Source organism: Barnesiella viscericola DSM 18177 (genome assembly GCF_000512915.1).
GTDB classification, from domain to species: domain Bacteria; phylum Bacteroidota; class Bacteroidia; order Bacteroidales; family Barnesiellaceae; genus Barnesiella; species Barnesiella viscericola.
On sequence record NZ_CP007034.1, the window covers coordinates 407,551 to 434,486 of the forward strand.

Sequence of the window (26,936 nt, forward strand, 5' to 3'; positions counted from 1 at the left end):
TTTCGATTAGAAATCATAGTTTTGCAAGAAGGTATAAACAGCCAATTCTGCAAACTATGAACAAAGGAAAAACAATATTTGCACAGGTTATGTCTCTTATAAACACATACGAATTCACTAGTGTCCGGAGAAAAATTCTCCGACAAGGGTTTAATTATTAAACATCAATAATGTTATAAGCATTAGAAAATTTTTCGATTAGAACATCAGTAACTTTGCGGTAGCCATCAAGAGGTTATCCGCAAGCCATGAACAAAGGAAAAACAATCTTCGCTCAGATTATGTCTCTCATTAACGAATACGAGTTCAAGAAATGTGTCGACCGCTACAAAGGTGACCGGCATGCTATCAAATTCAATTGTCGTGACCAGTTCATGGTGATGAGTTTTGCACAGTTCACTGACAGAGCTGGTTTGAGAGATATAGAGACTACACTTAACCTCTGCGGCGACCTCTATCGCTCCGGAATCAAGGCAATACCTCGATCCACGCTTGCGGAGGCCAATGAGAAGAAGGATTGGCGTATATATCAAGACTTTGCGATGACTTTGGTAAAGGAAGCCACGATGCTTTACAAGGATGAAAAGCTGCGAATTGGTCTTGAGGAGATGATATATGCGTTTGACAGCAGTACCATTGAACTGTGTCTTAAGTTGTGTCCATGGGCCGAGTTTCATCATGGTAAGGGCGCGTTCAAGATACATACACTGATGGATCTGCGAGGCTCGATTCCCACATTTGTCATGCTCACGCCAGGCAAGGTTAACGATGCCAGGATGATGGACAAGATTCCTGTTGAAGCAGGTGCTTTCTACCTGATGGATAGGGGATATGTTGCCTTTGAGAAACTTTACAAGCATTTCCAGCAAAAGGGCGCCTACTTTGTTACACGCGCCAAGGACAATATGTCTTATGAGGTTATTGAGTCCAGACCTGTCAATAAAGACTCGGGCGTTCTTTCGGATGAGACTATCAGACTTGCTGGATATTACTCTACCAGAAAGTATCCAGACACATTGAGACTTGTTGTGTATGAAGACTTTGAGACTGGAAGAGTATATCGATTTCTGACCAGCAACTTTGCGATTGACGATCCGCTGACTATTGCGGAACTCTACCGTGAACGCTGGCTGATAGAACTGTTCTTCAAATGGATCAAGCAGCATCTTCACATCAGGACTTTCTACGGCACTTCCAAGAACGCCGTGTACACGCAGATATGGATAGCCATTTGTGACTATCTGCTGCTCATCATTGCGAAGAAGCGATACGGGTTGGATCCAAGTCTTCATTCTATCTCTAACTCAATCGGACAAGTCCTCTTCCAGAGGGCGGATATCCGTGAAATTTATAATCAGCCGACAACTCCCGTTTGTGTTCCGGAGGCGGGTTCTGTCGAGCAACCTACTTTATGGTAAAATTTCTCCGGACAGCAGTGATGTCTCATAATATTATAATTTTAACCCCACAAATATAAAACACTCTTTTTAATAATACAAAACTTAGTTTACATTTTATTAAATGTAATACTAAAATAAAGGGAGCAGATGATTCTGCTCCCCTTGTCTCTAAACGCCCAATACAAATCCATTTACTCGCCGTTTCCATACTGTTTTTCGATGAGTTTTTCGGCCTCGTCTTTCAAGTTTTGAGCCTGCTTTTCGGCCTCTTCGACCAATTTCTTACCGGCGGCCTGGGCGGCTATCTTGGCTAACGGATTCGAGGCCTTGGCTACCAGTTTTTCACTCTCCGACTTGGCCGTTTCAATCAGTTTGTTTCCGGCATCTTCGGCCTGTTTGCGAATGGCGGCTTTCTGTGCCTCCACGTCCTCGGCATCGACACCCAATACCTTCGAGGCTACCGTGCTGGTCACCACATTCTTCACCACCTCCTCAGTATTGAGCTTAATCGAGGGTTTCGTAAACGAGCCTCCTATCGTAGCCGACACATTGCTCAACGCTCCGGCTCCGGGAATATTGATTTTGGCCACATAATCGATTGTCTGGTCGAGACCCGTCTCACCCGAAAGGTTCATGGTGATGCTGCCCATCTTGATGTCAAAGGGCGAGGTCTTCACCTTGCCATCGGCTATGGCAAAGGAGATTTTCAAATCCTTGGCTTCGATATTCTTCAACTTGTCGTTCTTCAACAGGGTTGCCAGTTGGCTGAATACCTCGATATTCTGCAACCTGATATCGTTGGACTGAATCACACCCTGAGCGGTCAACGTATTCAAATCGGGCGACATCTGACTGTCGAGTGCCGATTTCAAATCGAATTTCACCGAATAGGTACCACCTGTCTTCTCAAAGATGGGGACAATCTGTTTTACCATATCGAGCTGGTCGAAGGTCTGTCCGAACGAGGCTTTCTGGATATCCAAATCGAAATTGACCTGAGGCCGCAACGCATTCTCGGCCGTGGAATAGACCCCGTTGGCCACCATCAATCCGCCGAAGGCATTGAGGCTGAGCGGGGTCATTCGCACGGCTCCGTCGGCCACGACCAGTTTACCCTTCACGTTGTCGAGTACCATCTTCTGGAAGAGAATCTTTTTGAACGAAGCGTTCAGGGTCATATCGATGTTCTTGGGCACCTCAATAGCCGAGAGTGCGGTGGTATCGGTTTCGGTCGCGGTCTCTTCGGTGGACGAGCTTTCGCCCATCAACTCGTTCAAATCGAGCAGCGACGAGGTGACCGTGAGCGTACCCTTTATCGTCTCATTCTTCAAAACATAGGCCAGATAATTCGAAAGCGAACCCTGAGCCTGAACATCGCTCTGCCCTACCTTCACGTCGAGTTGCGAGAGGGTCATGGCCTTGGCCGAAATCGATGCCTTTGCCTGCTTCACGGCCACGGCCGGCATATCCTTCATCGCCAGGTCCATATCGGCAATCGAGAAGGTTCCCTCGCCCTGTATCTTTTCGTAATTCTCTTTTTCGATGTCCGACATGCGACCGGCCAGACGCAAATCGGCCGTGACGATACCGCTCAGTTTGATAGAATCGCCCAGCGGGTATATATCCTTGACTTTACCCAAGTGTACCGTACCGCTGGCCGTTGCCTTGAAATTCAGGTCGGACATGGGGGTGGCGGCATAGAGCGTTGCCTTGAACGGATTGCCGGCCATGGTGAATCGGAACTCCGACAAGTCGATGACCGTCTTGTCCAGATCACCACCGGGATTGCTCACGGCAGCCGCGATGTTGATGCCGTTGACCGACGCCGGCATTCCTTCGTAATTGAAGGTAGCATCTTTCACATTCAGTGTGAGACCGAATTGCGGCATCGCGTCGCCCTCCATACGCCCTTTGGCAAAGGCGGTGAGCGACATGTTGCCGGTGGTGCGTAGTTTGTCGAAATTGTTCTGATAGATGGCCGGTACCAGCGACAACAACTCCTTGAAATTGATTTCGGTTGTGTTGAGTTTCAAATCCATCTCCATGGCCCCGTTGTCGAGCAAGGCCAGCCACCCGTCGAGATTCAACACAATTGCATTGAGGCTCAACGAGTTTTCCTTCAAGGTAAACTTATTGTTCTTCAAATCGGCCGACACGGTCAACTTCGCCTCGGCCCTGGCCTGTTTCAAATACGAAACGCCACCCATGGCCAGGTAGATATTCTCGCACGACAGCCGGCTGTCTATATCGGTCACATCGGCACTCATGTCGCCCGACAGTTTCAAATTGAGCTTGTCGGTATAGAACTGCATCTGGGTCGAGTCGTCCATATAGACGAGCGTGGCATCGGCGATTTTGAAATGTTTCAGTTTCAGCCGGAACGACGAAGCGATCTCCACCTCGGTCGTATCCTCCTCGACGGCCAGAGTATCGGGCTTCATGATGTCCCAGTTCACCCGGCCATCGGCCAGTTTCACCGCCTTGACCGACGGCCGGTCGAGCACAATGTAGTTCACATCGAACCCTTCGTCGCCAAACAGGCTCATCACATTCACGGCTACATCGATCGACCGTGCCGACACCAGCGTATCGCCCTCGAAATCGCCCACGCCCGAGAGCGACAGGCCGTTCAACTCGATAGAGGCACTCGGGAAGTGTGAGAAGAGGCTGATGTGGAGCGACTCGAAATCGAGCCGGGCATTCAACATCTCGTTGGCCTCCTTCTTCACGATGTTCATCACCTTGTCTTGGAACATAAAGGGCAAGACAAGCATCAATACCAAGATAACCGCTACGGTTATGCCGGTAATCTTCAATCCTTTTTTCAGATTTTTGTTCATCAGGGTCTCTATTTTTGGTTATTCTGTTGTCTCTCTTCCCGCAGCTCCTCGGCAATGGCCCAATGGCGGGCGGCCATGTCGGGCATGTCGAGCTTGATGAAGGTATCGCCCAGCCGGTCGTGTGCCGTGGCATGCCCGGGCTTCTGCTTGACGGCCTTGGCAAAATCGGAAAGCGCCGCCTCGTAATCGCCCTGCTTGTAGCGCAAACGGCCCCGGTTGTAAAGGGCCTTGAAGTTCAACGGGCTCAACCGAACGGCCTCGTTGTAACACCTCATGGCCTCGTGTTCGTCGCCACCATCTTCGAGCGTAATACCTTTTCGCACCCAGGCATCGACCATCGTGGGGTCGAGCGCCAGCGCCTTGTCGAAATTGGCCAGTGCAGCCCGCACATCCTTGGCCTTGGTGATGCACTCGTTACCCAACAGATAATACTCGCGGGCATACTTGCGCAACACGGTATCCTTGTCGGCCAGCGACTGGCGCAGCTCCCGGTTCTTCTCGCGCAGCTGATTGATTACATTCAGCTTGCGCCGAATATACCGTTGAATCACCGGTTTCTCAATATCATAACGCGTGTGAATGGCCTTGAAAAACGATTGCAGCATACGGTCGAAATCACCCTCGTCGAAGGCCTTGACCGTATCGGCATAAAGCCGGTCGGCCTGCGCCAGCTTCAACGACTGCTCGATGAGAGCCGGATTGTTGAACTCCCGGCTGAATCGCACAATATCGGGATTGACAAAAATATCGCGGTGCATGATGGGCTTTTTCAGCACAATCCCCTCCAACGACTTGCACCGGCTCAACGCCACGTAGGTCTGCCCACCGGCAAAGGCTCCGCCGGTAAAGTCGATGACCACCTTGTTGAAGGTAAGCCCCTGACTCTTGTGAACGGTGATGGCCCAAGCCAGCCGAATGGGAAACTGCACAAAGGTGCCCAGCACATTCTCCTCGATGCTCTTCTCTTTCTCGTTATAGGTGTATTTGATATTCTCCCACACACAACGCTCCAACTCGTACAACTCGCCCGATTCGAGCACGACCTCAATCTTCTCGTCGTCGGTAATGTCGGAGACGATGCCTATCGTACCGTTCACCCACCGGCGGTCGGGATCGTTCTTGATAAACATGACCTGCGCACCCGGTTTGATGACCAGTTCGAGCGAGGTGGGTAAACTGCCCTCGGGAAAGTCGCCCTTGATTTCGCCCCGGAAGGTGTGCTCCTCGCCCGGCAGACGGGCCAACCGGTTCTCGTTGATAAAGTCGACCTGGTCGCGACGGGTGGCCAGCGTAATCGAGAAATCGTTGTTGTCGCACTCATAATCCCTGATATAGCGGCTGTTGAGCAAATCGAGCTCCTCGCGCGTAGCGGTATTGTTGCGTATCTTGTCCAAGAGTTGCACAAAACGTTCGTCCTGCTGACGATAGACCGTCTGCAATTCGATGGGGACCAAAGCCATCTCGCGGAACACCCGGGCCGAGAAGAAATAGGCATTGGGATAAAAGCGGCCAAGTATGTCGCGCATGTCGGCCGTCACGACCGGTTCCAACTGATACACATCGCCCACCAGCAGCAACTGCTTGCCCCCGAACGGCAGACGCATATTGCCCGAATAGACCCGCAACACCCGGTCGATGAAATCAATCATGTCGGCCCGCACCATCGAAATCTCGTCGATAATAATCAACTCGACCTCACGCAAGAGTTGGCGCTGTTTCTTGTTGTATTTGAGCAGGTCGTAGATGCGGCCTCCTGTCAGACTCAAATCAGGGTCGTCGGGCAGCATGGGCCGGAAGGGCATCTTGAAAAACGAGTGTATCGTACTGCCCCCCACATGAATGGCGGCCACCCCGGTGGGGGCCAACACCACGTGTTTCTTTTTGACATGCTCGCACACATATTTCAGGAAGGTCGATTTACCCGTACCCGCCTTCCCGGTGAGGAAGACCGACTGGTGGGTATATCGAATGAGGCTCAACGCATCTTGGAACTCCTTGTTCCCAGTATCTATTGTCAAGTTATCGTCCATTCAATCTCAGCTTTTCGGCTTTTTCAAAGGTAATGATTTCTTTTTAAAAAAGAAAGAGCGGCTCTCAATCGAGTCGCTCTTCCCTAAAAATATAAACTTTATAGAATCAAAATTTCACACCCATCGTCAACACAAACGAGTTGTTGTGGTCGGTAAGGGTCGAAATCTGCGGAGTAATGGCCAACGATGGTTCCACTTCGTCGGGATTAAAGGGATTCTCCCCGGTCGAAGGTATCGGCGAGAAAGGGAAAAGTTCGCTACGACGATAGCGGTGCATGTAGGCGAGATCGACATAGACGTTGGAGAAGCGATACCCCAACCCTACGGTAAAGTAGTTGGTCGCCCGGTCGAGTGTAAACTGGGTCAACGTCCCGGCCGTGGGAATCTCATGCCCCGAACGATATTCCGACTTAACGGGAGAGGTCTGATAGGCATATCCCAAACGGGCACTGAATTGCGGCGTGATACGGAACTCGCCCCCCACCTTGAAGGTGTGCGTGGGCGAAACCATCTCGGAAATCTCCTGATTGGTATTGTAGAACATATCAATCGTATAAGGGTCGTCGAACGACATGCCGTTGCTGGCCGTATACTCGTAGTCGAAGCTCAAAATTCCACCTTGCCCGAACACATAGGCGGCACTGGCTATCATGCGCCACGGCGCCTGAAACTCATAGCTGTAACTGCCGCTGGGGGTCTCGGCCAAATCGTTATAGGAAGTACTTCCCTGCGTAAAATCATATTTTACCGATGCCGAATAGGTATCGGTCATCTTATAGTAGTTGGGCGTGTGGAAAGCAAACCCCAGGCGGAAGTTATTGGTAGCCCGCAAAATGACACCCAGATTGGCCTTGAAGCCCGAGCCATTGGTGTGCAACATATTCTGCATCAGGTACCAGCCGTTGGCGTTGGGCGAACCCATGATTCCATTTGCGTCGGGCAGATAACCGTTGGTAAGGTTCTCGCCATATCCGCTCTGTACATCATACGAAAAGTCGGTAACAGTAAGACCTATACCCCAATAAAAGACATTGTATATGTTCCCGCCGATATTGAAGTTATACTCGTCGATAGAGCCCTTTTCGCGCACATAGAGATCGCCGGTTGCCGTGGAACCATTCCCCACGATACTACCCCACGTATTGCTGGCCGTACTCTTGGGATTAATCAGATAAGACTGATAGCCCAACACGTTCAACCAGGGATTTTGATCATAGGGGTCGTAGCTCGAATTGTCGGAGTAGCCCAGGTTGTCGGCCGTATATCCTTCGGAGAGTTTGGCGATATAGCCCGAGAGCGAACTGGCCCCCGTGATACCCGAATAGGCGGTCTTGTAGGTGCGGTCGAACGATTTCTGCTTGTTGTAGGCAAACCCGAAATTCAGATTCTTCAAGGCCTCCTGGTTGAATCGCACGGTCCACACGAATCCGAAGTTGTTGCACGAGAAATTGAATTTATTGTCTGTCGACTTCACGCCGGCCGTATTGACCGAACTCACCTGATTGGAGAGGTCGATGGTGGCTGCAATGTCGGAGTTGCGATAGACCCCGATGCCGGCCGGGTTCTGACTCAGGGTGGTAATATCACCGCCCAAGGCGCCAAAGGCTCCGGCCATACCCATGTAACGAGCCGTTCCCCGTATATCCTGTTGAGAATATTTCAAGGCATCGACAACGCCTTGGCCGAAGAGCATCGGGCTGCTACAAAGAGCAGCCCAAGCCAAAACATATTTTACACTTTTCATATCGTTCACACTTGAAGATTCACATACTGTTTATCGACTTATCGACGTCCGCCACGACCTCCGCCGCTGGACCCGCGAGAAATCGATCCGCTGCTGCCTCGTGAAGAAGACGAGGGAGCCGAATAGCTGCTGGACGAACGACGACTCGACGAACTACCTCTCGAGAAACCCGACGAACGGCCCGACGAGGTGGTTCCCCGGTTATATGACGAACTGCCTCTTCTGCCACTAGTACCCACGCTGTTGTTGTAACTGTTGCGCGAAGGAGTAGTCGTCCGGTTGATTGTGGTTTGTCGACGGCTTTGCGAACTCGACGGAAGCGATACCGAACCCGACGAGGTGGTTCCCCTACGTGAGGTGTTGGCACTACCAAAACTGTATCCCCGGTTGCTGTTCGAGTTGGTGCTGTTGCTGATTACCGTTCCCCGATTGGTGCGTACACCGCTTACCGTACTGCTACCATTCGAAGACGAAACAGCACTGCTTCCTACCCGGCGGCCGCTTACATTCGAAGCGGAAGTAGTCCCTATGGTGGCACGACGACCGTTGACCGACGAAGAGGAACCCGACGAGACTACACTTCCGCCGTAGCGGTTGGGCCGACGACCATTGGGTGTATATTGCGGACGATTCCAGCTGTAATAGGGCCGATGGTAATACGGCGAATAAAAATGGTGATGGAAATAGGGTCGATGCCATGCACTCCAACCCCAATAGCCTCCCCAATAGCCACCCCAGTAACCGCCCCAGTAACCGCCCCAGCGGTAAAGCGGGTCATAGCCAAACGAGAAGCCCCACGGGCCCAGGTTCCAGCGCCACGACCAACTGGTGTAGGAATAGGGCGACCACATGTAGTCCCAGTACCAGGGATTGGTCCAGGTAGGTGTTACCCAAGCATAATCGTCGGAGATGTAGACATTCCAGTCGTTGTTATCGAGAAAATAGATATCGGAATAGAACGGGTCGCCTATCGAGATGGCAAACTTGGGGTTGTGGAACCGACGAATGCGCAAGGCATACTCATAGTCCCACTGAGAACCGTTGAATCCATTCAGATAATAACCGTCATCACCGTTTTCATCGACAATGTTATACTCTACATTCGGTTCGGTCTGGTTGGCAGCCACCTCTTCAATAGTCATTCCCGACGACGAACTGCCCCGACGATTGTATTCATCGACATCAAAAAAGTTCTTATCGGTCGTCATCACCAACGTCTTTTGGACTGGTGCTTGCTGAGCCACCGACAGCGTGTCTTGCGAAACAGTCGGCCGAACTTGTCGGGCTTGTTGCTCGGCAGCCTTCTCTTTTTCCTTTTGCTCCACGATAGGATTCTTGGCATCAGGATTATAATATATATCGTCTTCGATTACATACGAGCCCGCCCTGGCAAAGCTCACCAGCATCGGCAATATCATCAACAGGGCAAATTTTTTTCCTTTCATAACCATTTCTCCTTTGTTTGTATTACTCTATTGATCAAATTCATATTTACCTATTAGACTCTCCTTTGAAGGAATAGTTTAATAGTCTTTCTTATAAAGAAAACTAAAAAGCCGGCAAATACTGCATACCCGTTTCTTAATTTTCTACAAATATACTCTTTTCCTGCTTATACAAAATACTTGCCAAAGGTTTTAACGCACTTAAACAAAAAGCGCTTTCCCTTGCAAGAAAGCGCTTTGGCACATCAAACAGGCTTCAAAAATATTACTGAGCCCCAGGACGCAACGAGTATCCGAAAAGTATGAGCGTTATGCCCCAGTAAATGAAGGCGGCAGCACACAAAAAGACAATCGAAAAGGTGGCCATGAAGGGCATCGCCAGAAACAGGAAACCAAGCACGAGCAACAGCACGGCATTGATGAGATAGACCCACCAATACTTGTGCGTTGAAAACAGATAGAATGCCGATGTCAGGTTCGAGATACCCTTGTACAGGAAAATAAAGGCGAAGAAGAAGGGCAATATCGTTTCGCTGAACGAGAGATTCCCCACCAGAATAAAGCCGATGAGTATGTCGATGATCCCTCCGGCGAGCCACCAGCCCCACCCTTTCACCTTCTGTTTCACGTTACTCGAAACGATGAGTTGCACGATGCCGAAAAGAATCAGCAGCCACCCCAGCAGCATGGAGAGGACTTCGTAGCCCAGTGCCGGTTGCGTCCAAAGCCACAAACCGCAGGGAATCATGAGTAACCCAACGACAATCAGGGTCCACCAATACTTGGTCTTCCCCCAGAAATACATGGTTGAAATATCCATAATGAGTTGTAATTAAGTTTATATGTTCACATCAATTACAACTATAACACTCGGGAGAGTGCATTTGTTCCGGGAATTACATCTTCAAATAGAAATCGCGGGTAAGCGCCACATATTCGGGAGTATAGCCTTCGCCCCGTCGCTCTACGGCCAGCGCATCGGTCTCCAAAGGCAGGCGCTCCCTGCCCCACTCGCTCAACAGCCGCTTGGGCGCCCGGCCGGCAATGCCCGACACATAGGTGTAGCGCACCGGATAGAAGCCATGCAACAGGGCCACAAAAGCGAGATGCTCTTCCAGATCGGCCGGAGCGATGAGCGACAAACGTCCGCCCGGGCGCAGCAATACCGCCGCCCCCTCAAACAGGGCTTCGTAATCGAGCGAACCGGTGTGACGGGCATGCTCCCGCCTGCGGTCGGGTGGCAGAAGCGATTGCACAAAATAGGGCGGATTGGAGAGTATATGGTCATACAACGGCCGGGTGTACGGGCCGTAACTTTGCACGAAATCGGCGGCATAGACCGTGATGCGGTCGCTCCAAGGCGAAAGCCCGGCATTCTGAGCCGCATCGCAGGCAGCCCCGAAATCCAGCTCCACGGCATCGATTCGGGCCGTCGAACGCTGAGCCGCCATGATGGCAATCAGCCCGGTACCGGTACCCACATCGAGCACCCGTTCGGCTCCGTCCAGCCGGCACCAGGCCCCCAGCAGCACCCCGTCGGTACCTACCCGCATGGCGGCACGCTCCTGATAGATGGTAAATTGCTTGAATTTGAAATAAGAGTTTGCCATATCGCTCCATCGTTTGCGCTGCAAAATAAACAAAAAAACATAATAATTTCGACAATGCCCCCTTATTTGCGTAACTTTGGCACGCCTGTTGTAAGATTATAGGGAACAAGACAGTTTGGTAGGTCATATTGACCGGAAAGGGGTACCAGCCTGCCAAAATGTCCATACGGAATTAAACACCAAGAATAAGAAGAATTTTTATGATCTGCGAAAACGACGAAAATACACCTTCGATTATGCCACTGTTTACCGAAATATCCGGGCAAAACGACTCGGAATGCAAGACGTTAGACACCAAAGGGTTGCCTATACTCGCCTTGCGCAACATGGTATTGTTCCCGGGCGTAGCAATCCCGGTGAACGTAGGCCGGACCAAGTCGCTGCAACTGGTCAAGGACGCACAGAACAACCACACCCCCATCGGCGTGGTATGCCAGCGCGACGCCTCGGTCGAGGACCCGGGCCGCGACGACCTCTACGAGGTGGGTGTCGTGGGCGAAATCATCAAGATACTCGAAATGCCCGACGACAGCACTACGGTGATTCTGCAAGGGAAAATGAAACGGTTCAGAATCGACGAGGTGACCGAGACTTTCCCCTACATGCGCGCCAATGTGTCGCTCGAAAACGAAATCATGCCCGAGTCCGACGACAAGGAGTTCGAGGCTTTGGTATCGGCCTTGAAGGACCTTACCTTCGAGCTGTTGAAGAATATAGGCGAACAGGCCAAAGAGCTCATCTTTGCCATTCGCAACATCGACAATGCCCACTACCTGATTAATTTCCTGGGGGCCAACGTACCTCTGTCGGCCGCCCAGAAACAGGAACTGCTCAATATCGACCACATCAAGGACCGCCTCTACAAGCTCTACGAGATGCTTACCCAGGAAGCTCAGTTGCTGCAAATCAAGGCCGACATTCAGTCCAAGACGCGCGAAGACCTCAACCAGCAGCAACGGGAACATTTCCTGCAACAGCAAATCCGCACCATTCAGGAGGAGTTGGGCGGCAACATGCAAGACCAGGATATTCAGGAACTGCGCGAACGGGCCGAGAAAAAGAAATGGGACGCCAAGACGGCCGAAATCTTTGAGAAAGAGATGCGAAAACTCGAACGGTTGCACCCGCAATCGCCCGACTTTTCGGTACAATATACCTATCTCGACACGTTGCTCGAACTGCCGTGGAACGAGTACACGCAAGACAACTTCAACCTGAACCACGTGCAGAAGCAGCTCGACAAGGACCACTACGGTCTCGAAAAAGTGAAGGAGCGTATCATCGAGCATCTGGCCGTACTGAAACTGCGGGGCGACATGAAATCGCCCATCATCTGCCTCTACGGACCTCCGGGCGTGGGTAAAACCTCGCTGGGCAAGTCTATCGCCGAGGCGCTGAACCGCAAGTACATACGTATCTCGCTGGGTGGTCTGCACGACGAGGCCGAAATTCGGGGGCACCGCCGCACCTATATCGGCGCCATGCCGGGACGTATCATTCAAGGGCTCATCAAGGCGAAGAGCTCCAACCCAGTATTTGTGCTCGACGAAATCGACAAGATAGGCAACGACTTCAAGGGCGACCCGGCTTCGGCGCTGCTCGAAGTGCTCGACCCCGAACAGAACAACGCCTTTCACGACAACTACATCGACATCGACTACGACCTGTCGAAGATTCTGTTCATTGCCACGGCCAACAACCTCAACACCATATCGCAACCCCTGCTCGACCGTATGGAGCTGATTGACATCAGCGGCTACATCATCGAGGAGAAGGTAGAGATAGGTCGTCGCCACCTGGTGCCCAAACAACTCGAAAACCACGGGTTGAAGGAGGGCGACGTGGTGATACCCAAGAAAGTGATGGCAGCTATCGTCGACCGCTACACCCGCGAGTCGGGCGTGCGCGAACTCGATAAGAAGATTGCCCGCATCATGCGGAAGATTGCCCGCATGAAAGCCTCGGGCAAGGAGTACAACCACACCCTCTCGATCGACGACCTGCACGAGTATCTGGGGGCTCAGGAGTACACCCGCGACAAGTACGAGAACAACGACTACGCCGGTGTCGTCACCGGGCTGGCCTGGACAGCCGTGGGCGGCGAGATACTCTTTGTGGAGTCGAGCCTGAGCAAATCGAAGGGCGAAAAACTTACTCTCACGGGTAACCTGGGCGACGTGATGAAGGAGTCGGCCGTCATCGCCCTGCAATACATCAAGTCGCACGCCTCGCTGCTGGGTATCAACGAAGATGTGTTCGACAAGTGGGCCGTGCATATCCACGTACCCGAAGGGGCCATACCCAAAGACGGTCCCTCGGCCGGTATCACGATGGTCACTTCGCTAGCCTCGACCTTCACCCAACGCAAGGTCAAGGACCACCTGGCCATGACCGGCGAGATTACCCTGCGGGGCAAAGTGCTCCCCGTGGGCGGTATCAAGGAGAAGATACTGGCTGCCAAGCGGGCCGGCATACGCGAAATCATTCTCTCGGAAGAGAACCGCAAGGACATCGAAGAGATTAAGGATACCTACTTGAAGGGGCTCACCTTCCACTACGTGAAGAATATCGAAGACGTGTTGAAGATTGCGCTGACCGACGAGAAGGTAAAAAATGCCATCGAAATCAAATAAGGATACGGTTATGAAAGAGTGGAAAATCACCGAAGGATATAAAGTGAAAGAGGACGAAGTGTCGTGGGAGGAGATGAAAGGCACGACCGAAAAGACAACCGAAGCACACCGGCACGCCCACCGCATCGTGGCGCTCGACGGTTACGGGCTGAATCCCGGCGACCTGTCGTGGGAACAGATCGAGTCGCTGGGCGAGTTTACCGTCTACGACCGCACGGCCGTCGACGAGATTGTCGAACGGGCCGCCCAAGCCGACATCGTGCTCACCAATAAGACACCGCTCAACGCAGCAACCTTGGACAAGTTGCCCCGGTTGCGTTACATCGGGGTATTGGCTACGGGCTACAACATCGTCGACATCGAGGCCGCCAAGGAGCGGGGTATCGTTGTGACCAACATACCGGCTTACAGCACCGACTCGGTGGCTCAGATGGTATTTGCCCACCTGCTCCACATCGCCAACGACGTGGCTGCCTATGCCCAGAGCGTAAAGGCAGGCGACTGGGCCAACTGCAAGGATTTCTGTTACCTGAAAAGTCCCATATTCGAGTTGGCCGGCAAGACAATCGGTATCGTAGGCTTCGGCCATATCGGCAGTGCCGTGGCTCGCATCGCCCATGCCTTTGGCATGAAGGTGCTGGCCAAGACCTCCAAGAGCCGTGAAGCGCTGCCCGACTATGTGTCACCCGTTTCGTGGGGGACGCTACTGGCCGATAGCGATGTCATCACGCTGCACTGTCCTCTCACCGACTCGACCCGCAACCTCATCAACGCCGACTCCATCGCCCGCATGAAACCGACCGCCATCGTTATCAACACGGGGCGCGGCCCACTCGTCAATGAGCACGACCTGGCCGAGGCGCTGAACAGCGGCCGCATCAAGGCTGCCGGAGTCGATGTGCTGTCACAGGAACCGCCACGGGCAGACAATCCGCTTATCGCCGCCCGCCACTGCTACATCACCCCCCACATTGCCTGGGCCACCTTCGAAGCCCGCGAACGGTTGATGCAGATTGCCGCCGACAACATACGTCAATACATCGACGGTCACACCGTCAACCAGGTGAATCGATAATCACCCCATCATACGCCGTCCCCATCGAGGGACGGATCCCATTTGAAACCCCGCCGACCCTTTTGAAAAAAAGAGTCGGCGGAGTTTTTTTATCCGATTTCATCGAAAAAACTCGAATCGGCAACTCCTCGAAAAACATCACTCCCGCAGTGCCCCCGCAAACCACAACAGTTCTTCCCGTTCAATTTGTAAGCGCCCCAAGTCACGAGGAAATAAAAATCGCGAAAATTTCAGTGCAAATCATCGTCCTTTACAAAAGAATAGCTAAATTTGTAAGGTACTATTTACTGTTGACCTGATACCTATGAGATATATCGCCCTGCCGGATCAAACCGTTCGCCGTCTATCGTTCTATCTGGCTATGGAAGAATACATTGCCCGCACGCGTACCGGCGAAGACTGTTTCTTCATGTGGCAGGTGAATCCCACCGTTATCTTTGGCAGAAACCAGTTGATGGAAAACGAAATCAACATGGACTACGTGCGTTCGCACGGCATCGAATACTACCGCCGCAAATCGGGCGGAGGGTGTGTCTATGCCGATTTCAGCAACATCATGTTCTCCTACATCACCGACGATTTCAACGTCAGTTTCACCTTCGACCGCTACCTGCAACTCATTGCCCACACGTTGAACAAGCTGGGTGTCAAGGCTCAGGCCTCGGGGCGAAACGACATCACGGTCGAGGGGAAAAAGGTATCGGGCAACGCCTTTTACCGGGTGGGCGGCCGCAGCATCGTGCACGGCACCATGCTCTTCGATACCAATCTCGAAAACCTGGTTCTCTCCATCACCCCCAGCAACGAGAAACTCATCACCAAAGGGGTAGAATCGGTGCGGAAACGGGTGACCAATCTCAAAGAGTATCTCGACATCGACATCGAGGAGTTCAAGCAATTCATGCGTTCGTCGCTCTGCGACAGCGAGGAGTGCCTCCCCCCCGACGACATTGCACGTATCGGTGAAATCGAACAGGAATATCTCAAAGAGGAGTGGATCCTGGGCAACAACCCGCGCTACACGCTGGTGCGCCGGGGATACGGCTCGGCCGGTGAGATAGAGGCCCGCATCGAAATCAAGAACGGTATCGTCAAGGCGTTGAATCTCATGGGCGACTATTTCCCCGTGGGCGAAATCGACGCATTCCTCCACCGCTTCCGCGAAGTGCCCTTCACCCGCGAAGCCTTTGACCGGGTGCTCGACGAGGCACCTATCGAGAACTACATACACCGGCTCGACCGGGAGGCATTCACCCGCATCTTATTCAACGACCCAACATAGAATGATCATAAAAACACCTGTTGACTATGGAAGATATCTTAAAAACGTGCCTGCATCAGAAACACCTCGACCTGGGTGCCAAGATGATGCCTTTCGGCGGATTTGACATGCCTATTGAATACACCTCGATTATCGAGGAGCACAATGCCGTGCGCCATGCCGCCGGCATATTCGACGTGTCGCACATGGGCGAAATACTCATCACCGGCCCCGACAGCGAGCGCTACATCAACTACATTTTCACCAATAACATACGGGGTGCCGAGCCGGGGAAAATATTCTACGGCATGCTGCTCTACCCCGATGGCGGCACCGTCGACGACCTGCTGGTCTACAAGATGGCCGACGAGCGTTTCTTCCTGGTGGTGAATGCCTCGAACATCGAGAAAGACTACCAATGGATTGTCGAGCACAGTGCCGGATACAACCTGAATATCGAAAACCAGTCGGACTACTACGGCGAGGTGGCCGTGCAGGGTCCACAGGCCGAAGCCTGCATCGAAGAGCTGCTGCACCTCGACGTGAAGGAGCTGCAATTCTACACCTGCAAGGAGATTGCGTGCGAAGGCGAGACCATCATCGTATCGCGCACGGGATATACCGGCGAAGACGGTTTTGAGATTTACGGCAGCCATGCCTTCATCAACCGGGTGTGGGACGTGCTGGTGGGCTCGAAACGGGTAACTCCCTGCGGACTGGGTTGTCGCGACACCCTTCGCTTCGAAGTGGGATTACCCCTCTATGGACACGAACTCGAAAAGGATATCACCCCCATCGAAGCCGGCTTGGGCATGTTTGTCAAACTCGACAAGGACGATTTCATCGGTAAAGAGGCTATCGCCCGCCAGAAGGCCGAAGGAGCCAAACGTAAAATCGTAGGCATCGAACTGGCCGACAAGGCTATCCCCCGCAGCGGTTACGAAGTTTATGCCGACGGCAAGGTCATCGGCCACGTCACCACAGGCTACAACTCCATATCGACGGGCAAGAGTGTGTGCATGGCTCTCATCGACAGCGCCTACGCCACTCTGGGTACCGAGGTAGAGATACACATTCGCAAGAAATTTTTCAAGGGAACGGTCGTCAAGAAACGCTTCTACGAAAAGAACTATAAAAAATGATTTATTGATAAACCTAAAAATAGCAAGATTATGAGTACAGTATTGGACGGACTTTATTATTCCGAATCACACGAGTGGTTAAAAGTTAAAGGCGAATTCGGTTACATCGGCATCACCGACTATGCCCAACACCAACTGGGCAACGTGGTATATGTCGACCTGCCCGAGGTAGACGATGAGCTGAACCAAGGCGAAGAGTTCGGAGCCGTCGAGAGCGTGAAAGCCGCCAGTGACCTGCTGTCGCCCATCAGCGGAACCGTCGTAGAGATAAACGAAGCCCTGGAAGACAAACCCGAACTGTTGAACGAGGACGCTTTCAACAACTGGATTTGCAAAGTGAAGATCAACGACACGGCCGAGTTGAGCAACCTGATGGACGCCGAGGCTTACAAAGCTATTTGCGAATAATCGACGAAGGAGGAACTCATGTACAAATATTTTCCGCATACCGAATCGGATATTGCCGAAATGCTGGAACGGATAGGCGTATCGTCGCTCGACGACCTCTATGCCGAGATTCCCGAAAGCATTCGCTTCGACAAAGATTACAACCTGCACCAATCGATGTCGGAAGACGAGGTACGAAGCTATTTCAAGGAGTTGGGCAACCTGAACCACCCGCTCATCTCCTTTGCCGGCGGTGGAGCCTATGACCACTACTCTCCCTCGGTCATTGCCCAGCTCATCGCCCGCTCGGAGTACCTCACGGCCTATACCCCCTACCAGCCCGAGATTTCGCAAGGCACGCTGCAATACATCTTTGAATTCCAAAGCATGATCTGCGAGCTCACCGGCATGGAGTGCTGCAACGCCTCGATGTACGACGGTGCCACGGCCACGGCCGAGGCCATGCTCATGGCCATCGCCCACGCCAAGAAACGCAACAAGGTGATTATCTCGCGTACCGTGAGCGAACGGGTAATTGCCGTCGTAGAGACCTACGCTCGTTTTCACGGTGTGGTACTCGACTACATTCCCGAGAAGGAGGGTGTGACCGACAAGGCCGCCATGGAACAGATGCTGGCTGCCGACGACGTGGCCGGCGTGATTGTAAGTACTCCCAACCGCTATGGTATCATCGAGGACTTCACCGGCTTTGCCGAAAGCACGCACGCCCACAAGACGCTCTTCATCGTCAACGCCGACCCCTCGGCCATGGCCGTACTGAAAACGCCCGGCGAATGGGGTGCCGATATTGCCTGCGGCGACGGTCAGTCGCTGGGTATGCCGTTGAACTTCGGCGGTCCCTACGTAGGCTATCTGGCCGCTACCCGCGACCTGGTGCGCAAGCTGCCGGGCCGTATCGTTGGCGCCACGAAAGATGTCGACGGCAAACGGGCCTTCGTGCTGACGCTGCAAGCCCGCGAGCAACACATACGCCGCCAGAAGGCCAACAGCAACATCTGCTCCAACCAGTCGCTCATGGCCCTGTATGTGACCATCTACATGGCACTCATGGGCAAACGCGGTTTGCAGGAGGTCAACGAGAAATCCTACGCCGGAGCCCACTACCTGTGCGACAAGCTGCTGGCCACGGGCAAATTCTCGCTCTGCTTCGACAAACCCTTCCTCAAAGAGTTTGCCGTGCGCACCACCCTCAATCGGGAGAAACTGCTGAAACATCTCGAAGAGAAAGGCTTCCTGGCCGGTATTCCCGTCGAGGGAACCGACGATGCTCTCCTATTCTGCGTGACCGAGAAACGCACTCGCGAAGAGATTGACAATTTGGTTTCACTAATCGAACAGGAGGGATAAGCCATGAAATATTACAACAAACTTATTTTTGAGATTTCAAAGCCGGGACGCGTAGGCTACTCCCTACCCCAATCGGACTTTGGCAACTATTCGCTGGCCGACCTGCCCCAATCGCTCAGAAGAACGGCTCCGGCCGAGCTGCCCGAGGTGAGCGAACTCGACGTGGTGCGCCACTATACCAACGTATCGAACAAGAATTTCGGCGTTGAGACCGGCTTCTATCCGCTGGGCTCCTGCACCATGAAATACAACCCCAAGATCAACGAAGAGATGGCGGCCCTGCCGGCCTTCACCTCGCTGCACCCGCGGCAGAGCGAAGAGTCGGTACAAGGGGCCCTGCGGCTCTATTATGAACTGGCACACGCTCTGGCCGAAATTTCGGGTCTGGCCGAGTTCACCCTCAACCCCTTTGCCGGAGCTCACGGCGAGTTGACGGGCCTCATGCTCATGCGCCAGTATCACATCAAACGGGGCGACCTGAAACGAACCAAAGTGATTGTCCCCGACAGTGCCCACGGTACCAACCCGGCCAGCGCCGCCGTGTGCGGACTGGAAATCGTCGAGGTTCCCTCTACGCCCGAAGGTACCATCGATGTGGCTAAACTCGAACCGCTGCTCGACGACACGATTGCCGGTATCATGATGACCAACCCCAATACGCTGGGTATCTTCGAGAAAGAGATTCCCCAGATTGCCAAACTGGTACACGGTTGCGGCGGTCTGCTCTACTACGACGGAGCCAACCTCAACCCGCTGTTGGGCCGTTGCCGCCCCGGCGACATGGGTTTCGACATCATGCACATCAACCTGCACAAGACCTTCTCGACCCCGCACGGCGGCGGTGGTCCCGGTAGCGGCCCCGTAGGTGTGGCTGCCGCACTGGTCGACTATCTGCCCCGTCCCCGCGTGGTGAAACACGGCGACCGCTACGCCGTCGAGGGTAGTGCCGACAGCCTGGGCAGCGTATCGGGATTCTTTGGCAACTTCGGGGTGATGATGCGGGCATACGCCTACATTCTCTCACTCGGCAAGGAGAACCTCAAACATGCCGGTGAGCTGGCTACGCTGAATGCCAACTACGTGAAAGAGTCGTTGAAAGATTGCTACTACCTGCCCATCGAGGGCATCTGTAAGCACGAGTTCGTCTTCGACGGCCTGCTCGACAAATCGACCGGCGTGACGACTCTCGACGTGGCCAAACGTCTGCTCGACTACGGATACCATGCACCGACCATCTACTTCCCGCTGCTGTTCCATCAGTCGATTATGATCGAGCCCACCGAGACCGAGTCGAAAGAGACGCTCGACGAGTTTATCGAAGCCATGCGCACCGTGGCCCGCGAAGCCATCGACGACCCCGAAATGGTCAAGAGCGCTCCACACGTAACACCCGTACGCCGGCTCGACGAAACTACTGCGGCCAAGAATCCTATCTTGCGCTTCAAAGATTTGAATTATTAAAACCACATCTGTACGGAGAGGGGGAAGGCGTCCTGCGCTTTTCCCACTCCGTTTTTTATTTCTCATGCACATGAACAGCGATATTATCATCATCGGAGCCGGTCCCGGCGGATACGAGACGGCTCTATATGCTGCCAAGAAGGGATTAAGCGTCACCCTGTTTGAAGAGCGCCGGGCGGGCGGTACCTGCCTGCAAGAGGGGTGTATCCCCACCAAATGCTTCTGCCGCAGCGCCGAGGTGGCCGACACGGTGGCCGACAGCCAGACGATGGGAATCATCACCTCGGCCCCCACGGTCGACATGGCCCGCATCGTGGCCCGCAAGAACGAGGTGGTAGACCAACTGACCGCCGGTATCGAGTTTCTGTTGAAAAACAAACTGATTACCTACGTACCCGAACGGGCCGAACTGCTCGACGCCCACTCGGTGAAGAGTGCCTCGGGCGAGACCTACACGGCCCGTCACATGCTCATCGCCACCGGCTCGACGGCCAAGATCCCACCCATCGAAGGGAGTGGGTTGCCCGGGGTAGTCACCTCGACCCAACTGCTCGACATCGACCACGTTCCGGCCCGACTCTGCATCGTGGGCGCCGGGGTCATCGGGCTTGAATTTGCCTCCATCTTCCGCAGCCTGGGCAGCGCGGTCACCATGCTCGAATTTGCCAAAGAGATTCTGCCCAACTTCGATACCGACATCAGCAAACGGCTGAAACAGGTACTCGGCAAGCGGGGCATCGAATTTTTCAACCAGGCCGGTGTGAAGAGTATCGAACCAAACGGCCCGGCTCTGACCGTACGCTACACCTGGAAAAATCAGGAGCACACCGTCGAGGCCGACACCGTGCTGATTGCTACCGGACGCGCTCCCCGCGTCGAAGGTCTGGGACTCGACCGAGTGGGCATACACTACTCGCCCAAAGGTATCGAGACCGACGACAACCTGCAAACCAACGTGCCCGACATCTACGCCATAGGCGATGTGAACGGTCGCTGCATGCTGGCCCACGCCGCTTCGTTCCAGGGACGAAAGGTCATCGACCACCTGCTCGGCGAGAAGAGCAACATCGACCTGCATATTATCCCCTCAGCCGTATTTACACGTCCCGAAGCCGGTATGGTGGGACTCACCGAGGAGGAGTGCAAGCAACGAGGCATCGCCTTCACGGCCAAAAAATCGCTCTTCCGGGCCAACGGCAAGGCGGTGAGTATGGGCGAGCCCGACGGCTTGTGCAAACTCATTGCCGACGAGAACGGACGAATCATAGGCGGGCATATCTTCGGAGCTCATGCCGCCGACCTGGTGCAGGAGGTATCGGCCCTGATGAACCGAGGTACCACCATCGCCCAACTGAAAGAGATGATACATGCACACCCCACCCTTTCGGAGGTGCTGCAAGAGTGTGCCCGGGAATTTTGACTCCCCGGCCAGCCAGTCATTTCCTCGGGAAATACCCATTAGCTTATCGGCTCAACTCATGAGTCGCACCCCGATGCAACACATTTATCGGTGTTGTACCAGTTGTTTTTTGTCTCGTAATTATTTATCGGACAGGGATTTTACAGAGAGATACAAAGGGTTTAAAAAAGGAAAGGTTGTCTCACGACAACCAATCTTCATTAACCTTAAATCTAATACTATGAAAAACACGTGACAAATGTATCTCTTTTTTGTGTCGCCCGCAAGAATTTATGCTACAAAAAACTGTTATACAACATTATTTAATATACCCATTGAATTTTTTAGCAAAATCCGGCCCCCAAAGAGAGAACCCAGGCAATCGTTTTTCTCCTATGAAAAAAGTAAGATACCACGAGCCATTATCGTAAAGAAATCGTTATCTTCGTGGGGCAAAAAAGAGAGTAGATGATAGACCAGGCAACCATCGATAAGATTATGGCCGCGACCGACATTGTCGACGTCGTCTCCGACTTCGTCAGCCTGCGCCGACGGGGAGCCAATTACTGGGGGTTGTGTCCGTTTCACGACGACAAATCGCCCTCGTTCAGCGTCTCTCCGTCGAAAGGGGTGTGCAAATGTTTCAGTTGCGGGAAAGGCGGCAGTGCCATACACTTTATCATGGAGCACGAGCAGCTCTCCTATTACGAAGCGCTGAAGTACCTGGCCAAGAAATACAACATCGAGGTTCATGAAAAGGAGCTGACCGACGAAGAGAAACAGAAGCGAACCGAACGCGAAAGCATGTTTGTGATCAACGCTTTTGCCCAGGAGTTTTTCAGCCATTCGCTGTTGGAGACCGAAGAGGGGCGCTCGGTGGGTATGGCCTATTTCAGGGAACGGGGCTTCAACGAAGATATTATCCGCAAGTTCGGGCTTGGCTATTCGCCCGAGAAGCGTGACGCACTGGCCCAGGAGGCCAAGAAACGAGGCTACAAGACAGAGTTCCTGCTCAAAACGGGACTGTGTCGCGAAGGCCAGCACGGAAGCATCTACGACCTGTTTGCCGGCCGGGTAATGTTTCCCGTATACAGCGTGTCGGGCAAGGTGGTCGCCTTTGGCGGCAGGATACTCAAATCGGGGGTAAAAATAAGCAAATATTTCAATTCGCCCGAGTCGGACATCTACCACAAGAGCAACGAGCTCTACGGTATCTACCAGGCCAAGCGTGCCATCGAGAAGGAGCGCTGCTGCTACCTGGTCGAGGGCTACACCGATGTACTGTCGATGCACCAGTCGGGTATCGAGAATGTCGTGGCCTCGTCGGGTACGGCCCTCACCCCTGGACAGATACGGCTTATCCATCGCTTCACCGACAACATCACGGTGCTATACGACGGCGATGCGCCGGGTATCAAGGCCTCGCTGCGAGGTATCGACCTCATTCTTCAAGAGGGGCTCAACATCAAGGTGGTGCTGCTGCCCGACGGCGAAGACCCCGACTCGTTCTCCAAGAGCCAGAGTGCCGAATCGTTCAGAAAATACATCAAGGAGCATGAGACCGACTTTATCCGGTTCAAGACCCAGCTCCTTCTCGAAGATGCCGGCGAGGATCCCATCAAGCGGGCTGCCATCATCTCGAATATCGTCGAGAGTATTTCGCTCATACCCGACGCCATTGTCCGCTCGGTATATGTGCAGGAGTGCAGCCGATTGCTGCAAATCGACGAGCAGGTGCTCTTGTCGGAGCTGAACAAGCGGCGGCAGAAACGGGCCGAGCAGCAGTCTACCCGCGAACGGTACCAGGCGGCCGGGCACCGACCTGCACAACCGGCCTCCACTCAGCAACCGGCCGTTGCAGGCGGGAACGAAAGTCCTGCCGAAGGAGGCGAAACTCCCCCTCCCCATGCTCTCACCGACATACCTGTCGCACCCGATGCGGCCGAAGTTGCCCCTATCGCCCACGACTCGCTGACACAACGGGTAGCCAGCCGTTCGCCTCTCGACAAATACGAGCGGGAAATCATTCGTTACATCGTCCGCTACGGGTACCGCAACCTGTTCGAAACGAGCGAAGGGTCGTGGCAAAAAGTGTGGGAATACATTACCGATGAGTTGTCTATCGACCATATCGAACTGAGCAATCCCCTCTACAAGCAAATCATGGAGCTCACGGCTGCCCAACGCGAACACGAGGCGCAGCAGGCATCGGCCCTGCGCAGCGAGTTACAGGCGAAGAGCCGCCAACGCATCGACGAGGCTATCGAACAGATTCGCCTCGAAAGTGGCGACATTGCCGACAAGCAACGCAAAGAGAGCGAAGCGCAGGAGCGTATCCTTGGCGAAACAGACGAGGAGTTGCAGACCTTCGAGACCAATTTTCTCGAACGCTATTTCACCACCTACCCCGACACGACCATCAGCCTGCTGGCCGTCGACCTGGTGAGCGAGAAATACCAGCTCAGCAAGGTCCACACCAAATTTCAAAAAATCGAGTCGGAGACCGACCGCTTGTGGGAACTCATTCCCCGGGCTATCTACGAACTGAAAAATGCCATTCTCGACCAGGCTATCAAACAGATACAGGAGCAAATCAGAGAGGCCTCGCGCAACAAGGACGACAAGCGGGTCGACGAACTCATTGAACAGAATGTTGAGCTGAACCAGGTGAGAACCACCCTGGCCAAACAGATAGGAGACCGCATTGTATCGCCCAAATAAGGTCTATTCAATATTTATTTATCGAAAAACAATAAAATTTTATCATTTTACTTGTCCATTTCAAATTTTATACCGTTATTTGTCCTATCAATATACCTATTAACGAAATACTATGTATTACCTCGAAGCGAACCACATCGTCAAGCAATATGCCTCTCACCGGGCCCTCGACGATGTCACCGTGCACGTACCCCGCAACGGCATTTACGGACTGCTGGGGCCCAACGGTGCCGGTAAAACGACCCTGATCCGCATCATCAACCAGATAACCGCTCCCGACGAAGGCGAAGTGCACATCGACGGGCGTCCGCTGCACCCCTCTGACGTCGAGCACATCGGCTACCTGCCCGAGGAGCGCGGTCTCTATAAAAAGATGAAGGTGGGCGAACAGATTCTCTACCTGGCCCAGCTCAAAGGCTTGTCGCGCAAAGCGGCCAAAGAGAGCATGGACTACTGGCTCAACAAATTTGACATCAAAGGTTGGGAAAAGAAGAAAATCGAGGAGCTTTCCAAAGGTATGCAACAGAAGATACAGTTCATCACCACAGTGATGCACAACCCGCAGCTGCTCATCTTCGACGAGCCGTTCAGCGGCTTCGACCCGGTAAATGCCAACCTGCTCAAACGCGAGATTCTCGAAATGCGCGACAAGGGTGCCACCATCATCTTCTCGACCCACAACATGGGTTCGGTAGAGGAGTTGTGCGACGAGATTACCCTCATCAACCGCTCACACGCCGTATTGCAAGGCAAGGTGGACGACATTCGCCAGCAGCACAAGAAACACCTCTTCCAGGTCGAGGTACAGCAGGGCGAATTGCAAAGCAACGACCTCTACGAGATAACCGATTCGCGCGCCATCTCGCGAGGTCACGCCTACACCCTGCGCAAACGCGACCCGCACATGAGCAACAACGAACTCATCGGGCTGCTCACCCAACAGTGCCAGATTGCTGGGTTCGAGGAGATACTCCCCACCATGAACGAAATTTTTATCGAAACCGTGGGCGAATCGGCTCTCGAAGAGAAACAAAACTAAGCTAAAAACACCTGTATCATGAGTAAAATATCGCTGATTATAGAACGCGAGTACCTCACCCGAGTTCAAAAGAAGTCGTTCATCTTGATGACGATTCTATCGCCCATCATCATGGTGGCCCTCGTCTTTGCCCCCATCTGGCTGTCGAGTCTGTCGAGCGATGAGACGCGGCTCATTGCCGTCATCGACCAGACCGGACTCTATAAAGATGTCTACCACAGCTCCGACGAATATCGCTTTACCTATACGCAAGGGAGTCTCTCGCCCGAACAGATGCGTATCGACGGCGACGAAAGCACCACCCCCTACGCCTACGTCATCATCAAGGACAACCTGCTCGACAATCCCCAGGGCATGACCATCTATTCGCAGAAACAGATTACGGCCAGTTGCGAATTGGAAATCATTTCGCAGATGGAGGATTATCTCAAAGACGAGAAACTACTCTCTTACAATATCCCCGACATCAAGCGCATCATCGACGAGTCGAACATCAGCCTCCGGGTCGATACCATTCGGCTCGAAGAGGACGGGGCCGAGACCCAGACCTCGACCGAGGTAGTGACCATCATCGGCATGGCCATGACCCTGATTATCTATATGTTCCTCATGCTCTATGGCGGGCAGGTCATGTCGAGCGTGATGCAGGAGAAGACCAATCGCATTGTCGAGGTGATGGTCTCGTCGGTCAAACCGTTTGAACTGATGATCGGCAAAATCACCAGCATCGGACTGGTGGGCCTCACCCAACTGGGCATCTGGATTATCTTCCTGGTCGGCATCTTCCTCTCGGCCGGAGCCTACTTTTCGATGAGCGGAGGCGTAGACCCCTCGCAGATTAACGACATGGCTGCCATGACCAGCGGTATGAGCACAATCGACACAGCTCAACTCACCGGCGAAATGGGTGCCATGGCAGAGATACAGCAGATGCTGGGCAGCATCAACATCACGCAGTTGCTCATCTGCTTCGTACTCTTCTTCATCGGGGGATATATCCTCTACGCTTCGCTGTTTGCCGCCATCGGTTCGGCCGTCGACAACGAGTCGGACACGCAGCAATTCATGGTGCCCATTACCTTTATTATCATCTTTGCCCTCTATGCCGGCATTTTCAGCGCCGAGAACCCCGATGGACCGCTGGCCCTGTGGTGCTCGATGATACCCTTTACCTCGCCTATCGTGATGATGGTGCGCATTCCCTTCGGGGTATCGACCTGGGAGTTGGTTCTCTCGATGGTTATCCTCTACGGCTCGGCCATCGGGTTAGCCTGGGTAGCTGGACGCATCTACCGCGTGGGCATACTCATGTATGGCAAGAAACCCAGCTACAAGGAGATGATCAAGTGGATACGCTACAAAGCCTGAAAAACGATCTTCA

General features: G+C 53.3%; 18 protein-coding genes. 12 read left to right on the forward strand and 6 right to left on the reverse strand.

Annotated elements, in window-relative coordinates:
• Positions 1 to 248 precede the first annotated feature (248 nt).
• The gene (locus BARVI_RS01720) at positions 249 to 1,418 is read left to right on the forward strand and encodes an IS4 family transposase (protein WP_025277566.1); all 1,170 of its coding nucleotides are present in this window, start codon (positions 249 to 251) and stop codon (positions 1,416 to 1,418) included.
• A gap of 173 nt (positions 1,419 to 1,591) precedes the next feature.
• On the opposite strand, the gene BARVI_RS01725 is transcribed toward BARVI_RS01720, so the two are convergent.
• From BARVI_RS01725 to BARVI_RS01750, 6 genes are all read right to left on the reverse strand, one after another.
• Positions 1,592 to 4,240, reverse strand: a complete 2,649-nt coding sequence (locus BARVI_RS01725; RefSeq protein WP_051401061.1) for an AsmA-like C-terminal region-containing protein — start codon at positions 4,238 to 4,240, stop codon at positions 1,592 to 1,594.
• A gap of 8 nt (positions 4,241 to 4,248) precedes the next feature.
• The gene (locus BARVI_RS01730; protein ID WP_038534232.1) at positions 4,249 to 6,270 is read right to left on the reverse strand and encodes a tetratricopeptide repeat protein; all 2,022 of its coding nucleotides are present in this window, start codon (positions 6,268 to 6,270) and stop codon (positions 4,249 to 4,251) included.
• Positions 6,271 to 6,376: 106 nt separating this feature from the next.
• Positions 6,377 to 8,014 carry an OmpP1/FadL family transporter gene (locus BARVI_RS01735; RefSeq protein WP_157232459.1) on the reverse strand — a complete coding sequence of 546 codons (1,638 nt, stop codon included), beginning with the start codon at positions 8,012 to 8,014 and terminating at the stop codon, positions 6,377 to 6,379.
• 38 nt (positions 8,015 to 8,052) lie between these two features.
• Complete coding sequence (locus BARVI_RS01740) at positions 8,053 to 9,459, reverse strand: hypothetical protein (RefSeq protein WP_157232461.1); 1,407 nt, start codon at positions 9,457 to 9,459, stop codon at positions 8,053 to 8,055.
• A 265-nt stretch (positions 9,460 to 9,724) separates the two neighbouring features.
• Positions 9,725 to 10,279 (reverse strand): HdeD family acid-resistance protein, encoded by a 555-nt coding sequence (locus BARVI_RS01745; protein ID WP_025277571.1) that lies wholly within the window; start codon positions 10,277 to 10,279, stop codon positions 9,725 to 9,727.
• 76 nt (positions 10,280 to 10,355) lie between these two features.
• The gene (locus BARVI_RS01750) at positions 10,356 to 11,069 is read right to left on the reverse strand and encodes a tRNA1(Val) (adenine(37)-N6)-methyltransferase (protein ID WP_025277572.1); all 714 of its coding nucleotides are present in this window, start codon (positions 11,067 to 11,069) and stop codon (positions 10,356 to 10,358) included.
• A 200-nt stretch (positions 11,070 to 11,269) separates the two neighbouring features.
• Between BARVI_RS01750 and lon the strand changes: the two genes are divergently transcribed.
• The 11 genes from lon to BARVI_RS01815 all read left to right on the forward strand — a co-directional run bounded on the left by lon (position 11,270) and on the right by BARVI_RS01815 (position 26,923).
• Positions 11,270 to 13,702, forward strand: a complete 2,433-nt coding sequence (lon, locus tag BARVI_RS01755) for an endopeptidase La (RefSeq protein WP_051401062.1) — start codon at positions 11,270 to 11,272, stop codon at positions 13,700 to 13,702.
• A gap of 73 nt (positions 13,703 to 13,775) precedes the next feature.
• A complete protein-coding gene (locus tag BARVI_RS01760) occupies positions 13,776 to 14,777 on the forward strand; it encodes a D-2-hydroxyacid dehydrogenase (protein ID WP_051401138.1) in 1,002 nt (333 codons plus the stop codon).
• A 304-nt stretch (positions 14,778 to 15,081) separates the two neighbouring features.
• Entirely contained in the window at positions 15,082 to 16,059 is a 978-nt protein-coding gene (locus tag BARVI_RS01770; protein ID WP_025277576.1) for a lipoate--protein ligase, read from the forward strand.
• A 26-nt stretch (positions 16,060 to 16,085) separates the two neighbouring features.
• A complete protein-coding gene (gcvT, locus tag BARVI_RS01775) occupies positions 16,086 to 17,180 on the forward strand; it encodes a glycine cleavage system aminomethyltransferase GcvT (RefSeq protein WP_025277577.1) in 1,095 nt (364 codons plus the stop codon).
• Positions 17,181 to 17,210: 30 nt separating this feature from the next.
• Positions 17,211 to 17,588 carry a glycine cleavage system protein GcvH gene (gene gcvH / locus BARVI_RS01780; protein ID WP_025277578.1) on the forward strand — a complete coding sequence of 126 codons (378 nt, stop codon included), beginning with the start codon at positions 17,211 to 17,213 and terminating at the stop codon, positions 17,586 to 17,588.
• Between the two features lie 18 nt (positions 17,589 to 17,606).
• Positions 17,607 to 18,935, forward strand: a complete 1,329-nt coding sequence (gene gcvPA / locus BARVI_RS01785; RefSeq protein ID WP_025277579.1) for an aminomethyl-transferring glycine dehydrogenase subunit GcvPA — start codon at positions 17,607 to 17,609, stop codon at positions 18,933 to 18,935.
• A gap of 3 nt (positions 18,936 to 18,938) precedes the next feature.
• Positions 18,939 to 20,396 (forward strand): aminomethyl-transferring glycine dehydrogenase subunit GcvPB, encoded by a 1,458-nt coding sequence (gcvPB, locus tag BARVI_RS01790; RefSeq protein WP_025277580.1) that lies wholly within the window; start codon positions 18,939 to 18,941, stop codon positions 20,394 to 20,396.
• A 70-nt stretch (positions 20,397 to 20,466) separates the two neighbouring features.
• Positions 20,467 to 21,816, forward strand: a complete 1,350-nt coding sequence (lpdA, locus tag BARVI_RS01795) for a dihydrolipoyl dehydrogenase (protein WP_025277581.1) — start codon at positions 20,467 to 20,469, stop codon at positions 21,814 to 21,816.
• 447 nt (positions 21,817 to 22,263) lie between these two features.
• Positions 22,264 to 24,516, forward strand: a complete 2,253-nt coding sequence (dnaG, locus tag BARVI_RS01805) for a DNA primase (RefSeq protein ID WP_025277583.1) — start codon at positions 22,264 to 22,266, stop codon at positions 24,514 to 24,516.
• A gap of 112 nt (positions 24,517 to 24,628) precedes the next feature.
• The gene (locus tag BARVI_RS01810) at positions 24,629 to 25,555 is read left to right on the forward strand and encodes an ABC transporter ATP-binding protein (protein WP_025277584.1); all 927 of its coding nucleotides are present in this window, start codon (positions 24,629 to 24,631) and stop codon (positions 25,553 to 25,555) included.
• Positions 25,556 to 25,573: 18 nt separating this feature from the next.
• The gene (locus BARVI_RS01815; RefSeq protein ID WP_025277585.1) at positions 25,574 to 26,923 is read left to right on the forward strand and encodes an ABC transporter permease; all 1,350 of its coding nucleotides are present in this window, start codon (positions 25,574 to 25,576) and stop codon (positions 26,921 to 26,923) included.
• The last annotated feature ends 13 nt before the right edge of the window (positions 26,924 to 26,936 follow it).

Coding starts and splice junctions, on each gene's coding strand:
- lpdA (WP_025277581.1), top strand. CDS start 20,467: ATGAACAGCGATATTATCATCATCGGAGCCGGTCCCGGCGGATACGAG.
- BARVI_RS01725 (WP_051401061.1), bottom strand. CDS start 4,240: ATGAACAAAAATCTGAAAAAAGGATTGAAGATTACCGGCATAACCGTA.
- gcvT (WP_025277577.1), top strand. CDS start 16,086: ATGGAAGATATCTTAAAAACGTGCCTGCATCAGAAACACCTCGACCTG.
- lon (WP_051401062.1), top strand. CDS start 11,270: ATGATCTGCGAAAACGACGAAAATACACCTTCGATTATGCCACTGTTT.
- BARVI_RS01735 (WP_157232459.1), bottom strand. CDS start 8,014: ATGAAAAGTGTAAAATATGTTTTGGCTTGGGCTGCTCTTTGTAGCAGC.
- BARVI_RS01770 (WP_025277576.1), top strand. CDS start 15,082: ATGAGATATATCGCCCTGCCGGATCAAACCGTTCGCCGTCTATCGTTC.
- BARVI_RS01720 (WP_025277566.1), top strand. CDS start 249: ATGAACAAAGGAAAAACAATCTTCGCTCAGATTATGTCTCTCATTAAC.
- BARVI_RS01730 (WP_038534232.1), bottom strand. CDS start 6,270: ATGGACGATAACTTGACAATAGATACTGGGAACAAGGAGTTCCAAGAT.
- dnaG (WP_025277583.1), top strand. CDS start 22,264: ATGATAGACCAGGCAACCATCGATAAGATTATGGCCGCGACCGACATT.
- BARVI_RS01815 (WP_025277585.1), top strand. CDS start 25,574: ATGAGTAAAATATCGCTGATTATAGAACGCGAGTACCTCACCCGAGTT.
- gcvPA (WP_025277579.1), top strand. CDS start 17,607: ATGTACAAATATTTTCCGCATACCGAATCGGATATTGCCGAAATGCTG.
- gcvH (WP_025277578.1), top strand. CDS start 17,211: ATGAGTACAGTATTGGACGGACTTTATTATTCCGAATCACACGAGTGG.
- BARVI_RS01745 (WP_025277571.1), bottom strand. CDS start 10,279: ATGGATATTTCAACCATGTATTTCTGGGGGAAGACCAAGTATTGGTGG.
- BARVI_RS01810 (WP_025277584.1), top strand. CDS start 24,629: ATGTATTACCTCGAAGCGAACCACATCGTCAAGCAATATGCCTCTCAC.
- BARVI_RS01750 (WP_025277572.1), bottom strand. CDS start 11,069: ATGGCAAACTCTTATTTCAAATTCAAGCAATTTACCATCTATCAGGAG.
- gcvPB (WP_025277580.1), top strand. CDS start 18,939: ATGAAATATTACAACAAACTTATTTTTGAGATTTCAAAGCCGGGACGC.
- BARVI_RS01740 (WP_157232461.1), bottom strand. CDS start 9,459: ATGAAAGGAAAAAAATTTGCCCTGTTGATGATATTGCCGATGCTGGTG.
- BARVI_RS01760 (WP_051401138.1), top strand. CDS start 13,776: ATGAAAGGCACGACCGAAAAGACAACCGAAGCACACCGGCACGCCCAC.